The following is a 20,186-nucleotide window of genomic DNA, read 5'->3' as shown; positions in this document are numbered from 1 at the left end:
ACGAGCTTCGAAAGGCAGTTCCGCATGGACGCCACAACCCTCATCATGGTCCTCCTCCTGGTGGTCCTCGTCTTCTTCATGTTCCGCAACAAGAAGAAACGCGACAACCAGCAGGCCGACCTCCAGCGCAAGATGGTCCCCGGCGTCGAGGTCATGCTCACGTTCGGGCTCTACGGCACGGTCGTCTCGATCGACGACGAGACCAACGTCGCCGAGGTCGAGGTCGCACCCGGCACGATCGTCAAGGTGCACCGTCAGACCCTGGGCCGCGTCGTCGAGCCCGTCGTCGCGGACACGAGCAGCGAGACCGACGGCGACGACGCCCTCGATCGCCCCGTGATCGACTCGACCTCCACGGGCTCCCTCGACGAGTCGCCCGTATACGGCGAGCGTGCCGACGAGCCGCGCATCGACACGACCCCGTCGAAAGACTCCGACAAGCCCACTGCCTGATCCGTCCGCCCGGTCGTGTCCTGACGACCGGGCCCGACACGCGCGCGCTCCGACCGGGCGCGCGTTCCCATGAGAAAGCTGAGTTCCTCCGTGGCACGTTCGACGCCGGTGAAGAAAGCCATCCGCTCGCTGACCTGGCTCCTGGTCATCATCGCCGGGTTGACGGCCCTGAACGGCACGGCGACCGTGCTGAACGACTCCGGTCGGGACGGCTGGTGGAACGGCGCGAGCTGGGTCCCCGAACTGGCGCTCGATCTGCAGGGTGGCACGCAGATCACGCTGGCCGCCCAGCTGCAGAACGGCGAGACGGTCTCGAGTCAGCAGCTCGACCAGGCGGTGACGATCATCCGTCAGCGCATCGACTCCGCGGGCGTCTCCGAGTCGGAGATCACCAAGCAGGGCAGCCAGAACATCGTCGTCTCGATCCCCGGTCGACCCGACAACGCGACTCTCGAGCGCATCGAGGCCTCGGCCAAGCTGTCCTTCCGTCCGGTCCTGTTCACCGGGGCGGCGTCCAGCGCCGAGGTGGGCGGCGAGGCCGACGGCGCGAGCGCCAGTCCGAGCGCCGGCTCGACCACCGCGCCCTACACGCCGAACCCCGACCTCGAGAGCACGCCGACGGCGTCGCCGACCAACGGGTCCGACCTCGCGTGGATCACACCCCAGCTCGCGGACGTCTACGAGAACTACAACTGCGCGGCCGACAACGACCTCGCGACGGCGCCCGACGACGAGCCCCTCGTGACCTGCTCGACCGACGGCACGGCCAAGTACATCCTCGGCCCCGTCGAGGTGGCGGGCAGCGACATCAGCGATGCCACGAACGGGCTGGCCACCGACGCGCAGGGCAACTCGACCAACACCTGGGCCGTCAACCTCGAGTTCGACGGTCAGGGCACCGACCAGTTCGCCGACGTCACGTCGCGACTCGTCACCCTTCAGGCCCCGCAGAACCAGTTCGCCGTCACCCTCGACAACCAGGTCATCACGGCTCCGTCCGCCAACGCCGCCATCACCGACGGTCGCGCGCAGATCACCGGCCAGTTCACGCAAGACAGTTCGAAGGCACTCGCAGACCAGCTGAAGTTCGGCGCCCTGCCGCTGAGCTTCTCCGTGCAGAGCAACGAGACGATCACCGCGACGCTGGGGCAGACCCAGCTGGTCAGCGGGCTCATCGCCGGTCTGATCGGCCTCATCCTCGTGGTGATCTACTCGCTGATCCAGTACCGGGCGCTGGCGTTCGTGACCGTGCTGTCACTGATCATCGCCGCCGTGCTCACCTACCTCGTGATCGCGATCCTGTCGTGGCGCGAGGGGTACCGCCTGTCGCTCGCGGGGGTGACGGGGCTGATCGTCGCCATCGGCATCACGGCAGACTCCTTCATCGTCTACTTCGAACGGATCCGAGATGAGCTGCGCGACGGGCGGATCCTCGAGAGCGCCGTCGAATCCGGCTGGAAGCGCGCGATCCGCACGATCATCGCCTCCGACACGGTCAACTTCCTCGCGGCCATCACCCTCTTCATCCTCGCCGTCGGCAACGTCAAGGGCTTCGCCCTGACTCTCGGCATCACGACGGTGATCGACCTGATCGTGGTGTCGCTGTTCACGCATCCCATGCTGCAGCTCATCGCCCGCACGCGGTTCTTCGGCGAGGGGCACTCGTTCAGCGGCCTCAACCCGAGAGCGCTGGGTGCCGTCTACCGGGGCAGGGCGCAGTTCCGCGAACCCGTCGTGGCCGGTGGCCGGAAGAGGGCGGGCGGTCGCGAGGCCGTCATCCGCCAGACCATCGCCGAGCGGAAAGCCGCCGAGAAGAACACCCGTCCGGTCGACAACGCGTCCGGCGACGAAGGGACCAACTCCTGATGGCCAGCTTCTCGAAGTTCGGTAACGACCTCTACACCGGCTCGCGATCGTTCGACATCGTCGGTCGACGCAAGACCTGGTACTGGATCGCCGCCGTGATGATCCTCATCTCGGTCACCGTCCCGTTCCTCCGGGGAGGGTTCCACTTCGGCATCGAGTTCACCGGCGGGTCCGAGTTCCAGATCGCCCAACCCGCCGAACTCGATCAGGACATCGCGGCCGAGACGGTCGACGAGGTCGTCCCGAACTCGAATCCCCGGGTGACGCAGGTCGGCACCGACACCATCCGCGTCCAGACCTCCCAGCTCGAGGCGGCGCAGACCAACGACCTCGCCGCGGCGCTGGCTACGGCGTACGACGTCCCCGACGACCGCGTGACCTCGTCGTTCATCGGCGCGTCGTGGGGCGCGGACATCACGGGGCAGGCCATCAAGGGCCTGGTGATCTTCCTGATCCTCGCCGCCATCGGCATGACGCTCTACTTCCGCACCTGGAAGATGTCGCTCGCCGCGATGACCGCCCTGCTGCACGACCTCGTTCTGACGGCGGGCATCTACGGCATCGTCGGCTTCGAGGTCACCCCGGCCGCCGTCATCGGCTTCCTGACCATCCTGGGCTACTCCCTCTACGACACCGTCGTGGTGTTCGACAAGATCCGGGAGAACACGTCCGAAGACGGCGAGGGTTCGCGTCGCACGTTCGGTCAGTCGATCAACCTGGCGGTCAACCAGACGCTCGTCCGGTCGATCAACACCTCGGTGGTCGCCCTGCTCCCCGTCGCGGCGATCCTCTTCATCGGGGCATTCGTCCTCGGCGCCGGCACGCTTCGCGACATCTCGTTGGCCCTGTTCATCGGCATCCTGGTGGGCACGTACTCGACGATCTTCATCGCGTCGCCTCTGTACGCCACCCTGCGGATCCGCGAGCCCGAGATCGCCAAGCGAGACGCCCGCAAGGTCGAAGCCTCCGACGCGACCCTGGCGGAAGCACCGTGAGCCCCGTCGACGACCTCCCCGGGGTCAGCGCCGCCGAGGCCATCGAACGCGCCCGAGCGGGCACACCCCTGATCGACGTCCGAGAACAGTCCGAATGGGACGCCGGGCACGCCCCCGAGGCACGGCTCGTCCCGCTCTCCGAACTCGGCGACCGGCTCGATGACGTCCCCGCCGATCAGCAGGTGCTCGTGGTCTGCCACGCTGGCATGCGCTCTCTCCGGGCGACGGCGGCACTGCGGCGTGCCGGCATCGACGCGGTCAACGTCGAGGGCGGGATGCTCGCCTGGCGAGACGCCGACGGAGACCTCACCTCCGAGAACGGCGCCCCGGCGTCGGTCGACTGAACCAGAGCGAGTAGCGTTGCCCTGTCGGACCCCCTGCACATCGCGGGCCGTCCGCATCGGCGTCCGTGACCACGAGAGCGAGGGTCGTCCGTGACCGAGATCACCACCAGTCAGAGTGCGCCCTCGTCCGAGCCCGCCGGAGGCACGGCGTCGCTCCGTACCCTCCTCCCGCGTCTCTTCTCGCGCAGTCAGCCCGCGGGCGCCGTCGACCGCCTCGTCAAGACGGTGCGGATGCATCACCCCAAGGCCGATCTGGTCATCATCGAGCGTGCCTACTCGGTGGCCGAGAAGGCCCACCGTGGCCAGCTGCGCAAGAGCGGCGAGCCGTACATCACCCACCCGGTCGCCGTCGCGCAGATCCTCGCCGACCTCGGCATCGGATCGAAGACCATCGCGGCCGCCCTGCTGCACGACACCGTCGAAGACACCGACTACACGCTGGCGATGCTGCAGAACGACTTCGGCGATGAGATCACGATGCTCGTCGACGGCGTCACGAAACTCGACAAGCTCAAGTACGGCGACAGCGCGCAGGCCGAGACGGTCCGCAAGATGGTGGTCGCGATGTCGAAGGACATCCGTGTCCTGGTCATCAAGCTCGCCGACCGTCTGCACAACGCCCGCACCTGGGGCTTCGTCGAGAGCGCCTCCGCGACGCGCAAGGCCACCGAGACGCTCGAGATCTACGCGCCGCTGGCCCATCGTCTCGGCATCCAGACCATCAAATGGGAGCTGGAGGACCTCTCGTTCGCCGTGCTCCACCCCAAGCTCTACGTCGAGATCGACAACCTCGTCAAACAGCGCACACCCCAGCGTGAGCAGTTCGTCCAGAACGTCATCAACGCCGTCAAGTCCGATCTCAAGTCGACGAAGATCCGCGGCGACGTGGTCGGGCGTCCGAAGCAGTACTACTCGATCTATCAGAAGATGATCGTGCGAGGCCGCGAGTTCGACGAGATCTACGACCTCGTCGGCATCCGCGTGCTGGTCAATTCGCTCCGTGATTGCTACGCGGTGCTGGGGTCCATCCACGCCAGATGGAACCCGATCCCCGGCCGTTTCAAGGACTACATCGCAACACCCAAGTTCAACCTGTACCAGTCGCTGCACACCACCGTCATCGGACCCAAGGGACGTCCGGTCGAGATCCAGATCCGCACGCACGAGATGCATCAGCGTGCCGAGTTCGGCGTCGCCGCCCACTGGAAGTACAAGCAGCGGATGAACGGCGGGCGCGACGAGTCCGCCACCGGCACCCGGACCGACACCGACATGGCCTGGCTCGCGCACATCTCCGACTGGCAGGCCGAGACGGCCGACCCGGGGGAGTTCCTCGACAGCCTCCGCTTCGAGATCGGTGCAAAAGAGGTCTACGTCTTCACGCCTCAGGGCAAGGTCATCGGTCTGCCGTCCGGCGCGACGCCGGTCGACTTCGCCTACGCCGTGCACACTGAGGTCGGTCACCGCACGATGGGCGCGAAGGTCAACGGACGGCTCGTCCCCCTCGAGAGCGCACTGTCCAGCGGCGACGTCGTCGAGGTGTTCACCTCGAAGAACCCCGACTCAGGGCCGAGCCAGGACTGGCTCATGTTCGTCAAGAGCCCGCGCGCCCGCAACAAGATCCGGCAGTGGTTCACCAAAGAACGCCGCGACGAGGCGATCGAGCAGGGCAAGGACGCCATCGCCCGGGCCATGCGCAAGCAGAACTTGCCGCTGCAGAAGCTGATGAACCAGGACAGCATCGCCGAGGTCGCCGCCCTGCTGCGATACGACGACGTGTCGAGTCTCTACGCGGCCGTCGGCGAGGGTCACCTGTCGACCCAGTCCGTCATCGAGAAGATCCTGTCGGCCGTCCAGCAGCAGACCGAGGTCGAGGAGGGCGAGTTCGAGTTCCCGAGCAAGGGCGCCACCCGTCCCCTCCGCAACAGCGACTCGGGGGTGCTCGTCCGGGGTGCTCCTGACATCCTCGTCAAGCTCGCCAAATGCTGCACGCCGGTGCCGGGAGACCAGATCGTCGGCTTCGTGACACGCGGGCAGGGCGTGAGCGTGCATCAGGCGACGTGCCACAACGTCCAGAGCCTGATGAACGAGCCCGAGCGGATGATCGAGGTCGAGTGGGCACCGTCGTCGAAGAGCGTGTTCCTCGTCCAGATCCAGATCGAGGCCCTCGATCGGAGTGGCCTCCTCAGCGACGTCACGAGGGTCCTCAGCGAGCACCACGTGAACATCCTGTCGGCGAGCGTCTCGACATCCGACGAGCGTCTCGCCCTCAGTCGGTTCGTCTTCGAGATGGGTGACACGACCCACCTCGACCGGGTGCTGAACGCCGTGCGCCGCATCGACGCCGTCTACGACGTTTACCGGGTCAGCGCCGGCTGACCGATCAGGCCCCGAGCGGATCCAGGAGGGATCGCAGCCGGGCTTCGGCGCGCTGCCGGTGGGGGAGCCGTCCGCGTCGATCGATGAGACGGGCGACCTGCACCGACGTGACCCCATACAGCCGGCAGAGGTCGCCGACGCGTCTCTCGTCGGCCGGAGTCCAGACCGAGGCTCGGGCGAGGTCCAGTGCCGTGCGCGCCGGTGCGGTGACGCGCAGTCCCGCGACCTCGGCGATCTCGTCCCGATCGATGGTCATCTCACGGATCGAGACCCGTCCGCTCGTGTCTCGGTGCCGAGCATCCGGGGGCACGATGCCGTCGTGCCTCCATGGTGGGGACACCGCAGCCATCCAGATCCATGCGGCGGTCTCCCCAGCGGCGATCACCTGCCGTCCGAACAGCCCGACGACCGAGGAGGCGCGGATCCAGGGAGTGTCGACGGTCGTGATCTCGGCCCAGCCGTCCCCGACCGCGTACAACTCGCCGTCCAGGGCGGCAGCGCGCAGTTCGGCCTCCGGCAGCTGAGCCGACGTCAGGAGGCGGGGGAGCGATGGTGGCATGCTGCCAGCCTGCCCGACCATCGCCCGCACGGCGAACCGCCCGGCCCCTCCTTGTGGAGAGATAGCCGGGCGGTGCGGGCGGTGCAGGGGAGGTCAGGAGCCGAGGGCGTCGAGCCAGACCTTGCGAGCGTCGAGAGCCTCTCGAGCGTCTTTCACCTTTCGGGAGTCGCCAGTGGCCTCGGCCGTGGCGAGCTCCTCCTCGAGCTTCGTGATCGCGTCCTGGAGCTGGCTGGCCAGACCCTCGGACCGGGCCTTGCGCTCGGGGTTGTTCTTCTGCCAGAACTCCTCGTCGAGGGTCCGGACATGCGACTCGACCTTACGGAGTCGGTCTTCGACGACACGGACCTGCTCGCGCGGAACCCGTCCGATCTCGTCCCAGCGGAGCTGAATCGACGTGAGGGTCTCTCGGGCGGGGACGCGGTCGGTGACCGCGAGGATCTTCTCGGCCTCGTCGAGGAGCGCGAGCTTGGCCGCGAGGTTGCCCTCGTACTCGACGTTGTCTTGAGCGACGACCTCGCCCTTGGCGGCGTACAGCACATCGCCGGCCCGCTTGAAGCGTGCCCAGAGCGCGTCGTCGTACTTCTTGCCCGCGCGACCGGCGCGCTTCCAGTCGTCGAGCAGGTGACGGTACTCGGGGATGCCGTCGGCGCCCTTGCCGGCCAGTGCGTCGGCGGCCTCGACGAGAGCCTGCTTGCGCTGTCGCGCCTCGCGATGCGTCGCGTCCAGCTCGGCGTAGAAGGACTTGCGGTTCTGGTCGATGGTCGACCGGGCCGTGCGGAAGCGCTTCCAGAGGTCGTTGCCCTCGCCCTTGGGGATCCGCGGGCCGTCCTGCTGGTGCTTCTGCCACCTCGCGAAGATCTCGTCGATCGTCGCCGTGACCTGCTTCCACTGCACCCGGGCGGGGTCCTGTGCGGCGAGCGTCTCGGCCTCGACGACCAGGGCGGTCCGCACGGCGACCGCCTCTGCCAGCGCCTCCTGGGCTTCCGCGCTCTGCTTCTGAGTGAGCTCGCCGACCGTGCTGTCGAGAGCCGTCACGCGGGTCCGCAGCGCCTCGAGGTCGCCCACGGCGCTCGGCTCGACGAGGAGCGCCTTCAGCTGCTTGACGGTCTTGCCGACATCGGACGCCGAGGCGCCGCGGGCCACCCGCTGCTCGAGCAGGGTGACCTGCCCGTTCAACTCGGTGTACTTGCGTTCGTAGTAGGCGAGCGCCTCGGCGGCGGTCGCATCGGGGTACTGGCCGACGGCGCGTTCGCCCTCGGCCTCCCGGACGTAGACGGTGCCGTCGTCGTCGACGCGGCCCCAGGGTGCCTGATCGTCAGTAGCCACTGTTGTCCCTTGCTGGATGTGCTCGTCACGGAGCCCAGGACGGGTCTCGATGATGGGACTCCAGCCTATTGCACCGTCGACGACCGTGGCCTATTCGATGGTCGCCGACGTGATCGTGGTCGCGACGACGGGGGAGCCGTCCGTCGACTCCTGCCCCTCGGTGACCGGTCGGACGCCGTCCGCCGCGATCGAGGACACGAGACCGTCGAGACCGTCCGTGACGGAGCCGACCACCGTGTATCCGCCCGTCGAGGCGTCCAATGTGGTCTCGCCGTAGGTGATGAAGAACTGGGTCGACTGCGAGTTCGGGTCCTCGCCCCGGGCCATGGCGATGGTGCCCGCCGGGTAGACGCCGTCGGCGGGGACGTTCTCGAGCGGACCGAAGGTGAAGCCCGCATCGCCCGTCCCGTCGCCGTTCGCCGAGCCGCACTGGAGGAACTCCGCTGACGGGGCGTCGCTCAGGCGGTGACACGCGGTGCCGTCGTAGAAGCCCTGCTGGATGAGGTCGATCAGCACCGACGTCGCCTGCGGGGCGCGTGCGCCGTCGAGACTGATCGCCAGCGGGACGTCGTCGTTGAGCACGAGATCGCCGGTCCAGACGCGATCCTCCGCGATGTCCGAGCTGGGTACGTCCCCGGTCGACGTGGCGGTCGGCGTCGGAGTCGCCGTGGCGGCGGGCGGGTCGTCGACGGCGCCGGGCCCCGAGGTCGTGTAGAGGACCTGCGAGACGACGGCGGCGGAGACGACGACGAGGGCGATGAGGGAGGCGCGGACGTCGTCCCGACGGCGGCGTGCGACCTGCCCGGCGTGGATGCTCTTCCGAGCCGTGTAGCGCCGGAGCCTCTCGCGGTTCTCGCGGTCGTCCTTGTTCGCTGCCACGTGTCCTCCATGCCGTGTCGATGGTCGCCCCGCACTGTATCGGAGCCGTGCCGGGCGTCGCTGTCGGCGGCCCGGTCTAGCATGAGTGCCCATGAGCCCGCTCCCGCAGAGCTCGACCCCACTCGCGGTCCGCATGCGTCCCACCAGCCTCGACGAGGTCGCCGGTCAACGGCATCTGCTCCGGCCGGGCTCGCCCCTCGTGACGCTGGCCTCCGATGCGACCGGAGAGCAGGGCGCCGTCTCGGTCATCCTGTGGGGGCCGCCCGGCACGGGCAAGACGACTCTCGCCCAGGCCATCGCGCACACCTCCGGTCGGCAGTTCATCGAACTCTCCGCGGTGACGGCCGGCGTGAAGGACGTCCGCCAGGTGATGGAGAAGGCCCTCACCAACCGCGACCTGTACGGCACGACGACCGTTCTGTTCCTCGACGAGATCCATCGGTTCACCAAGGCCCAGCAGGACGCCCTCCTCCCCGGCGTCGAGAACGGCTGGGTGATCCTCATCGCCGCGACCACGGAGAACCCCTCGTTCTCGGTCATCACACCGCTGCTGTCGCGATCGCTGCTCCTCACCCTCGAGCAGCTGAGCGACGACGACCTCGGCGATCTCGTGCGACGCGCCGTGCACGACCCTCGCGGGCTGGCGGACACCGTCATCCTCGACGACGAGGCTCTCGCGACGATCGTCCGGCTCGCATCGGGTGACGCACGACGAGCGCTGACGGCCCTCGAAGCCTCCGCCCAGTCGGCGGCCGCCTCGAGTCTCGAGGCTCCCGGCGCGTCCGAGGCCGCCGGTGCGGACCCGGGGGCCGACTTCGATCCCGACGCGGACTACGACGACGACCCCGACGACACCCGACCGGTGATCACCGCGGACACCGTCGCCCAGTCCGTCGACCGTGCGCTGCTGCGCTACGACCGCAACGGCGACGAGCACTACGACGTGATCAGCGCCTTCATCAAGTCGATCCGCGGCTCCGACGTGGACGCCGCACTGCATTACCTGGCCCGCATGATCGAGGCCGGCGAGGATCCGCGCTTCATCTGCCGACGCATCATCGTCTCCGCGGGTGAGGACATCGGGATGGCCGACCCGAACGCGCTGACCGTGGCGGTGTCGGCGGCGACGGCGGTGCAGATGATCGGCATGCCCGAGGGCCGCATCCCGATGGCCGAGGCCGTCGTCTACCTGGCCACCGCGCCCAAGTCGAACAGGTCGTACAGCGCCCTGGACGCCGCCATAGCCGACGTACGGGCCGGCCGGGCGGGGCGTGTGCCCAAGCACCTCCGAGACGCTCACTACCCGGGGGCCAGACGACTCGGGCACGGCAAGGGGTACCGGTACTCGCACGACTCCGAACTCGGTGTCGTCAAACAGCAGTACCTCCCCGACGAGCTGGTCGGCACCGTCTACTACGATCCGACCGGTCACGGCAACGAGAACGCCGTCACGACACGCCTCGAGAAACTGCGCCGCATCATTCGCGGAGAGTGACCCGCCCGTGTTAAGCTGATCGCTGCCTGGTATCGGTCTGTCACGCACGGCTGCAGTGACGACATTCGATCAAGGGTCCTGGTCTTTAGCCGATCGGTTCCCGTGGCACCATCCCTCGTGTTTCGTCGAGTACTCGACCTGACCCGGTGTCCTCTCACGAGGTCCTGGTCAGAACGGCGCTTCTGCGCCCGAGCATCCTCGGCCGTCAGCTTTCACACGATCAGAGAGAAGAACCGTGTCGACCAAGTCACGTACCCGTAGCAAGACCCGTCTGTCGCGTGCCCTCGGCATCGCACTGACCCCGAAGGCCGCCCGCTACCTCGAGAAGCGTCCTTACGCTCCCGGTGAGCACGGCCGCACCAAGCGCAAGACCGACAGCGACTACGCCGTCCGTCTGCGTGAGAAGCAGCGTCTGCGTGCCCAGTACGGCATCCGCGAGGCGCAGCTGAAGATCGTCTTCAACGAGGCCCGCAAGTCCGCCGGTCTGACCGGTGAGAACCTGGTCGAGCTGCTCGAGACGCGTCTCGACGCGCTCATCGTGCGTTCGGGCTTCGCCCGCACCACGGCTCAGGCTCGCCAGATGGTCGTGCACCGTCACATCCTCGTCGACGGCAAGCTCGTCGACCGCCCCTCGTTCCGCGTCAAGCCGGGTCAGATGATCCACGTCGCGCCGAAGAGCGAGAAGATGGAGCCCTTCCAGGTCGCAGCCGCCGGCGGTCACGTCGACGTCCTGCCCAAGGTCCCGGGTTACCTCGAGGTCGAGATCGACAAGCTGCAGGCCCGCCTCGTGCGTCGCCCGAAGCGCGTCGAGGTCCCCGTGACCTGCGAGGTCCAGCTGGTCGTCGAGTACTACGCCGCCCGCTGACACCCGTCACGACAGCACCCTGAGGGAGCGCGCCACGAACCGTGGCGCGCTCCCTTCGTCGTCGGCGGCCTCCTCCTGCGCGACGGGTAAGCTGATGTGTCGTCCCGTGCGTCGTCCGCACGACCGTCGTGAGGAGTCCCCGTGAAGAGCCTGTTCCTGCTGACCATCGGCGTCGTCGCCGGTTTCACCTTGGCGCATCTGTACAACAAGACGCCCCGCGGCAGCCGACTGTTCGGTGAGCTCGACGGCAGCCTCACGAACTTCCGCGCCGCTCTCGTCGACGGCTACCGCGCCCGCGACGCCGAGCTGCGCTCCGACGGCGAGAGCTGATCCACCCACTCGACCCGCGCCTCCTCGACGCCCCCGCCACACCGATCACCCCACACCGGAGAACCATGCAGACCGCCGAGATCCGCCGCCGTTGGCTCGACTACTTCGGAGACCGGGGCCACACCGTCGTCCCCTCCGCCTCCCTCGTCAGCGACGACCCGAGCCTGCTGTTCACGGTGGCGGGCATGGTCCCCTTCATCCCATATCTGACGGGTCTCGTGCCGACGCCATACCCCCGGGCCACGAGCGTGCAGAAGTGCATCCGCACCAACGACATCGAAGAGGTCGGCAAGACCCCGCGTCACGGCACGTTCTTCCAGATGAACGGCAACTTCTCGTTCGGCGACTACTTCAAGGAAGACGCCATCGGCTACGCCTGGGAGCTCCTCACCTCCAGCGAGGCCGACGGGGGGCTGGCGTTCGACCCGGCCGACCTGTGGGTCACCGTGTACGAGGAGGACGACGAGGCCATCGCTCTCTGGAAGAAGATCGCGGGTCTGCCCGACGAGAAGATCCAGCGCCTCGGCAAGGACACGAACTACTGGCACACGGGTCAGCCCGGGCCGGCGGGCCCCTGCTCGGAGATCTTCTTCGACCGCGGCCCCGCCTACGGCGCCGACGGCGGGCCCGCCACCGACGACGACCGCTACGTCGAGATCTGGAACCTCGTGTTCATGCAGTACCAGATCGAGAACGTCCGCTCGAAGGTCGACTTCGACATCGTGCGCGAACTGCCGAACAAGAACATCGACACCGGCATGGGTCTCGAACGGGTGGCGTTCCTCAAGCAGGGCGTCGACAACATGTACGAGATCGATCAGGTCCGCCCCGTGCTCGACAAGGCCGCCGAGCTGTCGGGACGTCGCTACGGCGCCGTCCATGAAGACGACGTCCGCATGAGGGTCATCGCCGACCACGTCCGCAGCTCGTTGATGCTGATGTCCGACGGCGTCCGACCGTCGAACGAGGGCCGGGGTTACATCCTCCGCCGCCTCCTGCGTCGCACCGTCCGCTCGATGCGGCTCCTGGGCGTCGAAGACGCGACCTTCCCTCAGCTGTTCCCTGAGTCCCGTGACGCGATGAAGTCGGCCTACCCCGAGGTGGAGACCGACTTCGGCCGAATCTCGCGCCTCGCCTACGCTGAAGAGGAGACCTTCCTCCGCACCCTCGCCGCCGGTACGGCGATCCTCGACGACGCGGTCGTCGACACCCGCGCCGCCAGCTCCGAGAAGACCCCGCGCCTCGCCGGTGACACGGCGTTCCTGCTGCACGACACGTTCGGGTTCCCGATCGATCTGACCCTCGAGATCGCCGAGGAGAACGGCTTGACGGTCGACCGTGCGGCCTTCGACTCGCTCATGTCGGAGCAGCGGGCACGCGCCAAGGCGGACGCGAAATCCCGCAAGGTGGCTCTGGCCGACCTCAGCGTCTACAGCGCCTTCCGCGCCGGTGGCGAGACCGTCTTCACGGGCTACGACGTGCTCGACACGCCGACGCGCGTGCTCGGCCTCATCGTCGACGGCGCCTCCGTCGACCGGGCCGTCGCAGGCGACATCGCCGAGGTCATCCTCGCCGAGACCTCCCTCTACGCCGAGTCCGGTGGGCAGGACGCCGACGCCGGCACGATCGTGGGTGCGGGCTTCGACCTCGAGGTGCTCGACGTCCAGAAGCCGGTCAAGGGTCTGATCAGCCACCGCGTGCAGGTCCGCTCGGGGGAGGTCGGCGTGGGCGACGCGGCCACCAGCGTCGTCGACCCGGTCTACCGGCGAGGAGCCACCCAGGCCCACTCGGCCACGCACCTCATCCATGCGGCGCTCCGCGAGGTCCTCGGACCGGAGGCGCACCAGGCCGGTTCGTACAACAAGGCCGGTTACATGCGCCTCGACTTCAACTGGAACCAGGCCCTGAGCCCTGCGACGCGCAGCGAGATCGAGGAGGTGGCGAACGGCGCCATCCGCGACGATCTGCAGGTCGTCACCCGCGAGCTCCCGCTCGACGAGGCCCGATCGCTCGGAGCGATGGCGCTGTTCGGCGAGAAGTACGGCGAGACGGTCCGCATGGTCGACATCGGCGGTCCGTGGTCGCGTGCAGCTCTGCGCCGGGACCCACGTCGCCACCAGCGCCCAGGTGGGTCTGATCAACCTCGTCAGCGAGACCTCCGTCGGCTCCACGAACCGCCGGGTGGAGTCCCTGGTCGGTCTCGACGCCTTCCGTGAATTCGCCGCCGAGCGGGCCATCGTGTCCCAGCTCACCTCCTCGCTCCGGGCGCCGCGAGAGCAGCTCGCCGACCGTGTCGGCGACCTGGTCTCCAGCCTCAAGTCGGCCGAGAAGCGCATCGCCGAGTTCGAGCGCGCTCAGCTGGCGACGAAGATCCCGGCCCTGGCGGAGTCCGCGACCGACGTCGGCGACTTCACTGTCGTGGCCGACTCCGTCGGCTCGCTCCGGTCGACCGACGAGCTGCGCTCTCTCGTGACGTCGGTCCGAGAGCGTCTCGGGTCGCAGTCCAGCTCCGTCGTGGCTCTCGCCGCCGATGTGGCGGGCAAGCCCGCGGTCATCGTCGCCACCAGCGAGTCGGCTCGCCGATCGGGGGCCAAGGCGGGTGCGCTCGCCAAGGGCGCCGCGACCGTCCTCGGCGGGGGCGGCGGCGGCAAGGACGATCTCGCCCAGGGGGGCGGCTCCGACGTGTCGGCGATCCCTCGGGCGCTGGCTGGCATCGTCGACGCGCTCCGCGGCTGAGCGGCCGACGTGCGTCACGGAGTCCGACTCGGCGTCGATGTGGGCAAGGCCCGCATCGGCGTCGCTCGGACGGATCCGCACGGGATGATCGCGACGCCCGTCGAGACGGTGCCCCGCGCCTCCTCAGGTACGGCGGACGTCGAGGCGATCATGCGGCACGCGACGGACCTCGACGCGGTGGAGATCGTGGTCGGGCTGCCGTTGTCGCTCGCCGGGCGCGACACAGCGTCGACCGCCGATGCTCGGCTCTTCGCCGGAGCCCTCGCCGCAGCGTCCGATCTTCCGGTCCGTCTCGTCGACGAGCGCCTCTCGACCGTCAGTGCACAGAGTGCACTTCGCTCCTCCGGGCGCAAGGGGCGGACACAACGATCCGTGATCGATCAAGTCGCCGCTGTTATCATCGTCCAGCATGCGCTCGATCTCGAGCGATCGAGCGGGAGACCGCCCGGTCAGCTCGTCGACGCCCCCGGCTCCGATGAGGGCGCCGGGACCGAACCCGACACCGACGAAGGACGTTGACTCGTGGCCGACGACCCCCGATGGGACGACATCTTCACGTCGCAGCCCACTCCCGCCGATCCCCCCCGACGAGACGGGGCCGAGCGGCCGACCGACGGCTCCCCATCCGGTGACGACCACGATCGGCCGGCGACACCCAGCTCCCCGCCGGCTCCGGGCTCGCGGCGTGCGCAGCGCGAGCAGGAGCGTCAGGCCTCCGTCGGCGAGGCGTCACTCGCGGGCGATGCCGCCGGGTCCGCTGCAGCCGATGAGCCGGTCGAGTCGGCGCAGGCGTCCGAGCCACGCCGTCCCGCCGAGCAGTCGCGTCGCGATCGCACGCCACGCGAGCGCACGCCCCGCGATCGTCGCGGCTCCGAGCCGCGAGAGCGCGGTCGGCATCGCGGCACGATCATCCTCGTCTCGATCCTCGTCATCGTCCTCGCCGGCGGCACGGCAGGTGTCTTCGCGGCATGGAACGCCATCTCCCCGATCGTCGCGCGCATCACCGGCGACGACGCGCCCGCCGACTACACGGGCGCCGGCAACGGCGAGGAGGTCGACTTCGCGATCGTGGACGGCCAGGTCGGCTCGGACATCGCCGCCTCCCTCGCCGACAGCGGGGTCACGAAGAGCTACGAGGCCGCCTACTCGATCCTGCTGGCCGACACGACGGTGACCTTCCAACCCGGCACCTACTCGCTGCAGAAGGAGATGAGCGCCCAGGCCGCCATCGACGCCCTCCAGGACGACGCCAACCGGATCGTCAACCGACTGGTGATCCCCGAGGGCACCGCGGCGGTGGACATCTACAGTCTGCTGTCGGAGGCGACCGGGATCTCGCTCGACCAGGTGACGGCGGCGGCCGGCGACGTGGCGTCGTTCGGCCTGCCCGCCGGAGTGACCTCGCTCGAGGGGTATCTGTTCCCGGCGACCTACGATCTGGATCCCGCGCTCGACGCCCACGGATACCTCCAGCTGATGGTCGACACCCAGGTGGCCCGGTTGACGGCTCTGGGCGTCCAGCCCGCCGATTACCAGCGCGTCATCACGCTCGCCTCCATCGTTCAGCGGGAGGCCGGGCTCGCCGCCGACTACCCCAAGGTCTCGCGGGTGTTCCTCAACCGCCTCGACGACGGCATGCTGCTGCAGTCCGACGCGACGGTCGCCTACGGCACCGGCAACACGCATCTCGTCACCACCACCGACGAGGAGCGCGGCGACGCCTCGAACCTCTACAACACCTACGTGCACGAGGGGCTGCCGGTCGGTCCGATCTCGAACCCCGGCGATCTGGCCCTCGATGCGGCGGTCAAGCCCGCCGACGGCCCCTGGCGCTACTTCGTCACGGTGAACCTCGACTCGGGCGAGACGACGTTCTCGACCACGTTCGCCGAGCACGAGGTGGCCGTCGCGCAGTGGCAGGCCTGGATGCGCGAGCACCCCGAGTACCAGTAGCGGCACGACGCGTCTCGGAGCGCCCCCGGTCGACGGACCGGGGGCGCTCTCGTGCTGTGGGAGGATTGCTCCCATGCTTCGTTGGTTGACCGCAGGGGAATCTCACGGCCCCGAGCTCATCGCCGTCCTCGAGGGCCTCCCCGCGGGGGTGCCCGTCTCGTCGAGCGCGATCAAGGCCGATCTGGCCCGTCGACGTCTCGGCTACGGCCGCGGCTCGCGCATGAAGTTCGAACAGGACGAGCTGCACATCTCCGGCGGCGTCCGTCACGGCCTCACGATGGGCGGCCCGGTGGCTCTGCGTGTCGGCAACACCGAGTGGCCCAAGTGGGTCGAGGTGATGAACCCCGAGCCGGTCGAGATAGGTGACGCGTCGCGCGGACGCAGCGCGCCCCTGACGCGGCCGCGTCCGGGCCACGCCGACCTCGTCGGCATGCAGAAGTACGACTTCGACGAGGCCCGACCGATCCTCGAGCGCGCCAGCGCCCGCGAGACGGCCGCGCGAGTGGCCCTCGGCGCCGTCGCCCGGTCGTTCCTGTCCGAGCTCGGCATCGAGCTCGTCGAGCCACACCCTCTCGATCGGGCCGGTCCGCGTGCCCGACGGCTCACCGCTCCCGCTGCCGTCCGACCTCGACCGTCTCGACGACGACCCGTTGCGCTGCTTCGACGAGGCGACGAGCGCGGCCATGGTCGACGAGGTCGAGTCCGCCAAGCGCGACGGCGACACCCTCGGCGGCGTCGTCGAGGTGCTCGCCTACGGCGTCCCTCCGGGTCTCGGCTCGCACGTCCACTGGGACCGCCGTCTCGACTCCCAGCTCGCTGCGGCGCTCATGGGCATTCAGGCCATCAAGGGCGTCGAGGTGGGCGACGGCTTCGAGACCACCAGGAGGCGCGGGTCGGTCGCGCACGACGAGCTGCACCGCTCCGGCGGGGTCATCTCGCGAGACACCGACCGCGCCGGCGGCACCGAGGGCGGGATGAGCACGGGCACGGTCCTCCGGGTCCGCGCCGGCATGAAGCCCATCGCGACCGTGCCGCGTGCCCTCGCCACGATCGACGTGACGAGCGGCGAGGAGTCCAAGGCGCACCACCAGCGCTCCGACGTCTGCGCGGTCCCCGCGGCAGGCGTGGTCGCCGAGTCGATGGTCGCGCTCGTGCTCGCCAACTCGGTGCTCGAGAAGTTCGGCGGCGACTCGCTGGGCGAGACCTCCCGCAACCTCCGGGGCTACCTCGACGCCATCCCCGAGAACCTCCGCACCGGGTCCGCCCCCGAGCAGCCCGAGTCCGCCGGCCTGTGAGGCGCCGTCCTGTCGTGCTGATCGGCCCGATGGGTGCGGGCAAGACGAGCATCGGCAAGAAGCTGGCCCGCCGTCTCGGCGCCGGGTTCGCCGACAGCGACCGGGTCATCGTGCAGCGTCACGGCGCCATCGCCGACATCTTCGAGGCCGAGGGCGAGTCCGCCTTCCGAGCGAAGGAGCGCGAGGTCGTCTCCGAGCTGCTGGCGTCCGACGGGGTCGTGTCGCTCGGCGGGGGAGCCGTCCTCGACATGTCGACCCGCGCCTCCCTGGCGGATCTCCCGGTCGTGATGCTCTCGGTGAGCGAGTCCGCCGTCGAGTCCCGCCTGTCGGGCAGCCACCGTCCGCTGCTCAGCCGAGGGGGCATGGACGCCTGGCGGCTCATCGCGGCCGAGCGCGACCCCCTGTACCGCGACCTCGCGTCCGTGGTCGTCGACACGTCCCACCGCCCGGTCTCGAGGGTCGTCGACGACATCGTGACCTGGCTCGACCCCGAAAGAGGAAACCCGTGACCGATCCGCAGCCCACCACGACCACCACCATCCGGGTCGGCGGCGACGCGCCGTACGACGTCCTCGTCGGGCGGGGCCTCGTGGCCGGTCTGCCCGGGCTCCTCCCGCCGCAGGCGAAGAAGGTGCTCATCGTGCACGCGCCGACCCTCGGTCGGAAGGCCAACGAGGTCCGCGAGACCCTGGTCGAGGCGGGCTACGAGGCCCTCATCGCCGAGGTGCCCGATGCTGAAGACGCGAAGCGCGTCGAGGTGGCCGCCTTCTGCTGGCAGGTGCTCGGTCAGGCGGACTTCACCCGGACGGACGTCGTCCTCGGGCTCGGCGGCGGCGCGATCACCGATCTCGCCGGCTTCGTCGCCGCGACCTGGCTGCGTGGCGTCGCTCTCGTCCAGGTGCCGACGAGCGTGCTGGGGATGGTCGACGCGAGCGTCGGCGGCAAGACGGGCATCAACACGGCGGAGGGCAAGAACCTCGTCGGCGCGTTCCACCCGCCGATCGCGGTCCTCGCGGACCTCGACATGCTCGACACCCTGTCGAAGAACGAGATCCTGGCCGGTTTCGCCGAGATCGTGAAGGCGGGGTTCCTCGCCGAACCCGAGATCCTCGACATCATCGAGGCCGACGTCGACCGCGCGACCGACCCGACGACGCCGGAGTTCCGGCGGGTGGTCGAGCTGTCGATCGCCCTCAAGGCGCGAGTCGTCGGAGAAGACCTGACCGAGCAGGGTCTCCGCGAGATCCTGAACTACGGTCACACCCTGGGGCACGCGGTCGAGCACGCCGAGCGCTACCAGTGGCGTCACGGCGCCGCCGTCTCGGTCGGCATGGTCTTCGCCGCCGAGCTCGCCCGACTGACCGGCCGACTGTCCGACGACGCCGTCGACCGTCACCGCCGCATCCTCGAGTCCCTGACCCTGCCCGTGAGCTACCCGCTGGGTCGCTGGAACACCCTCCTCGCGACGATGCAGCGCGACAAGAAGGCCCGTGCGGGCATGCTCCGATTCATCGTCCTCGACGGGATCGGCAAGCCGACGGTCATCCAGGGCCCCGATCAGAGCCTCCTCTTCGCGGCCTATCAGGAGATCGGGTCCTGACCCGGGCGGGGTTCCGCTCCGAGTCGGCGCTCGACGGGTCCGCTACACTCGTCGATGGCCTCATCCGGCCGACACCCACCGACTCCGAACGGACCCCGCGCGCATGGCGACTACAAACGACATCAAGAACGGTGCCGTCCTCAACCTCGACGGCCAGCTCTGGAACGTGATCGAGTTCCAGCACGTCAAGCCGGGCAAGGGTGGCGCGTTCGTCCGCACGAAGATGAAGAACGTCATGTCGGGCAAGGTCGTCGACAAGACCTTCAACGCCGGCACGAAGATCGACTTCGCCAACGTCGACCGTCGTGAGTTCACCTACCTCTACGCCGAGGCGGACGGCTACGTGTTCATGGACACCAGCGACTACGACCAGATCAACGTGCCCGCGACGGTCGTCGGCGACGCGAAGAACTTCATGCTCGAGAACCAGAACGTGCAGATGGCCCTCCACGACGGCACGCCGCTCTACATCGAGCTGCCCGCCTCCGTCATCCTCGAGGTCACGTACACCGAGCCGGGTCTGCAGGGCGACCGCTCCACGGGCGGCACCAAGTCGGCGACGGTCGAGACCGGCTACGAGATCCAGGTCCCGCTGTTCCTCGAGAACGGCACGAAGGTCAAGGTCGACACCCGCGACGGCAGCTACCTCGGCCGCGTCAGCTAGTCCGGGTCGTCCACAGCAGTGAGTGCCCGCACCAAGGCGCGCAAGCGCGCCCTCGACGTCCTGTACGTCGCCGACATCCGCGAGATCAGCATGACGGACGCCCTCGTCATGGAGACCACCCGGGCCATGGGTCAACCCGAGCGCAGCTCGAGCTGGGGTTACGCCCGCGAGATCGTCCAGGGGGTCATCGACCACCGCTCCGAGATCGACGAGCTCATCGAGACGTACTCGCAGGGCTGGTCCCTCAACCGGATGCCCACGCTCGACCGTGCCATCCTCCGCATCGGCATCTGGGAGCTCGGTCACAACGACGAGATCCCCGACCATGTCGCCATCAGCGAGGCCGTCGAGCTGGCCCAGTCGCTCAGCACCGACGACTCCGCCGTGTTCGTCAACGGCCTGCTCGGCCGCATCGCCGCCAGCAGCTAGGCTGATCCCGATTGAGGG

Annotated in this window: 17 protein-coding genes and 2 pseudogenes; 16 read left to right on the top strand and 3 right to left on the bottom strand. The window is 68.8% G+C overall.

Annotation, left to right across the window (positions count from 1 at the left end; all coding sequences use genetic code 11):
• Positions 1-24 precede the first annotated feature (24 nt).
• From yajC to ACZZY9_RS01660, 5 genes are all read left to right on the top strand, one after another.
• Positions 25-453 (top strand): preprotein translocase subunit YajC, encoded by a 429-nt coding sequence (gene yajC / locus ACZZY9_RS01680; RefSeq protein WP_463462740.1) that lies wholly within the window; start codon positions 25-27, stop codon positions 451-453.
• A gap of 90 nt (positions 454-543) precedes the next feature.
• Positions 544-2,319 carry a protein translocase subunit SecD gene (gene secD / locus ACZZY9_RS01675; RefSeq protein WP_463462739.1) on the top strand — a complete coding sequence of 592 codons (1,776 nt, stop codon included), beginning with the start codon at positions 544-546 and terminating at the stop codon, positions 2,317-2,319.
• Positions 2,319-3,314: a protein translocase subunit SecF gene (secF, locus tag ACZZY9_RS01670; protein WP_463462738.1), complete on the top strand. Its 996-nt coding sequence runs from the start codon at positions 2,319-2,321 to the stop codon at positions 3,312-3,314. The genes secD and secF overlap by 1 nt, the downstream gene beginning before the upstream one ends.
• Positions 3,311-3,658 carry a rhodanese-like domain-containing protein gene (locus tag ACZZY9_RS01665; protein ID WP_192060300.1) on the top strand — a complete coding sequence of 116 codons (348 nt, stop codon included), beginning with the start codon at positions 3,311-3,313 and terminating at the stop codon, positions 3,656-3,658. The genes secF and ACZZY9_RS01665 overlap by 4 nt, the downstream gene beginning before the upstream one ends.
• A 90-nt stretch (positions 3,659-3,748) precedes the next feature.
• Entirely contained in the window at positions 3,749-6,037 is a 2,289-nt protein-coding gene (locus ACZZY9_RS01660; RefSeq protein ID WP_371740722.1) for a RelA/SpoT family protein, read from the top strand.
• 4 nt (positions 6,038-6,041) lie between these two features.
• On the opposite strand, the gene ACZZY9_RS01655 is transcribed toward ACZZY9_RS01660, so the two are convergent.
• The 3 genes from ACZZY9_RS01655 to ACZZY9_RS01645 all read right to left on the bottom strand — a co-directional run bounded on the left by ACZZY9_RS01655 (position 6,042) and on the right by ACZZY9_RS01645 (position 8,801).
• Positions 6,042-6,596 (bottom strand): type IV toxin-antitoxin system AbiEi family antitoxin, encoded by a 555-nt coding sequence (locus ACZZY9_RS01655; RefSeq protein WP_243213365.1) that lies wholly within the window; start codon positions 6,594-6,596, stop codon positions 6,042-6,044.
• Positions 6,597-6,689: 93 nt separating this feature from the next.
• The gene (locus tag ACZZY9_RS01650; RefSeq protein WP_463462737.1) at positions 6,690-7,922 is read right to left on the bottom strand and encodes a DUF349 domain-containing protein; all 1,233 of its coding nucleotides are present in this window, start codon (positions 7,920-7,922) and stop codon (positions 6,690-6,692) included.
• A 90-nt stretch (positions 7,923-8,012) separates the two neighbouring features.
• The gene (locus ACZZY9_RS01645) at positions 8,013-8,801 is read right to left on the bottom strand and encodes a peptidylprolyl isomerase (protein ID WP_463462736.1); all 789 of its coding nucleotides are present in this window, start codon (positions 8,799-8,801) and stop codon (positions 8,013-8,015) included.
• Positions 8,802-8,892: 91 nt separating this feature from the next.
• Here ACZZY9_RS01645 and ACZZY9_RS01640 point away from each other — a divergent pair, with 91 nt between their 5' ends.
• From ACZZY9_RS01640 to nusB, 11 genes and pseudogenes are all read left to right on the top strand, one after another.
• Positions 8,893-10,296, top strand: a complete 1,404-nt coding sequence (locus tag ACZZY9_RS01640; RefSeq protein ID WP_463462735.1) for a replication-associated recombination protein A — start codon at positions 8,893-8,895, stop codon at positions 10,294-10,296.
• Between the two features lie 235 nt (positions 10,297-10,531).
• Positions 10,532-11,161, top strand: a complete 630-nt coding sequence (gene rpsD, locus ACZZY9_RS01635; protein WP_192060305.1) for a 30S ribosomal protein S4 — start codon at positions 10,532-10,534, stop codon at positions 11,159-11,161.
• 141 nt (positions 11,162-11,302) lie between these two features.
• Positions 11,303-11,491, top strand: coding sequence for a hypothetical protein (locus ACZZY9_RS01630; RefSeq protein WP_192060306.1), 189 nt, complete (start codon positions 11,303-11,305; stop codon positions 11,489-11,491).
• 65 nt (positions 11,492-11,556) lie between these two features.
• Positions 11,557-14,227, top strand: a pseudogene (gene alaS, locus ACZZY9_RS01625) (alanine--tRNA ligase).
• 9 nt (positions 14,228-14,236) lie between these two features.
• Positions 14,237-14,746: a Holliday junction resolvase RuvX gene (gene ruvX, locus ACZZY9_RS01620; protein WP_463462734.1), complete on the top strand. Its 510-nt coding sequence runs from the start codon at positions 14,237-14,239 to the stop codon at positions 14,744-14,746.
• Positions 14,747-14,749: 3 nt separating this feature from the next.
• Positions 14,750-16,180 (top strand): endolytic transglycosylase MltG, encoded by a 1,431-nt coding sequence (mltG, locus tag ACZZY9_RS01615; protein WP_463462733.1) that lies wholly within the window; start codon positions 14,750-14,752, stop codon positions 16,178-16,180.
• A 73-nt stretch (positions 16,181-16,253) separates the two neighbouring features.
• Positions 16,254-17,475 (top strand): annotated as a pseudogene (aroC, locus tag ACZZY9_RS01610) (chorismate synthase).
• On the top strand, positions 17,472-17,984 hold the full coding sequence (locus ACZZY9_RS01605; RefSeq protein WP_463462732.1) for a shikimate kinase: 513 nt from the start codon (positions 17,472-17,474) through the stop codon (positions 17,982-17,984). The pseudogene aroC and the gene ACZZY9_RS01605 overlap by 4 nt, the downstream one beginning before the upstream one ends.
• On the top strand, positions 17,981-19,075 hold the full coding sequence (gene aroB / locus ACZZY9_RS01600) for a 3-dehydroquinate synthase (protein WP_463462731.1): 1,095 nt from the start codon (positions 17,981-17,983) through the stop codon (positions 19,073-19,075). Before ACZZY9_RS01605 ends, aroB begins: the two co-directional genes overlap by 4 nt.
• A gap of 103 nt (positions 19,076-19,178) precedes the next feature.
• Positions 19,179-19,739 (top strand): elongation factor P, encoded by a 561-nt coding sequence (gene efp / locus ACZZY9_RS01595; RefSeq protein ID WP_055797347.1) that lies wholly within the window; start codon positions 19,179-19,181, stop codon positions 19,737-19,739.
• Positions 19,740-19,757: 18 nt separating this feature from the next.
• Positions 19,758-20,168 carry a transcription antitermination factor NusB gene (gene nusB, locus ACZZY9_RS01590; protein WP_192060312.1) on the top strand — a complete coding sequence of 137 codons (411 nt, stop codon included), beginning with the start codon at positions 19,758-19,760 and terminating at the stop codon, positions 20,166-20,168.
• The last annotated feature ends 18 nt before the right edge of the window (positions 20,169-20,186 follow it).

The sequence above is a fragment of the Frigoribacterium sp. AC394 genome (assembly GCF_979258095.1).
The sequence above is the reverse complement of the archived record's forward strand: the minus strand, read 5'-3'. Positions and strand labels throughout refer to the sequence as shown.

Excerpts from the sequence above, each read along its gene's own strand:
- yajC (WP_463462740.1), top strand. The coding sequence starts at position 25 with ATGGACGCCACAACCCTCATCATGGTCCTCCTCCTGGTGGTCCTCGTC.
- secF (WP_463462738.1), top strand. The coding sequence starts at position 2,319 with ATGGCCAGCTTCTCGAAGTTCGGTAACGACCTCTACACCGGCTCGCGA.
- ACZZY9_RS01655 (WP_243213365.1), bottom strand. The coding sequence starts at position 6,596 with ATGCCACCATCGCTCCCCCGCCTCCTGACGTCGGCTCAGCTGCCGGAG.
- ACZZY9_RS01640 (WP_463462735.1), top strand. The coding sequence starts at position 8,893 with ATGAGCCCGCTCCCGCAGAGCTCGACCCCACTCGCGGTCCGCATGCGT.
- efp (WP_055797347.1), top strand. The coding sequence starts at position 19,179 with ATGGCGACTACAAACGACATCAAGAACGGTGCCGTCCTCAACCTCGAC.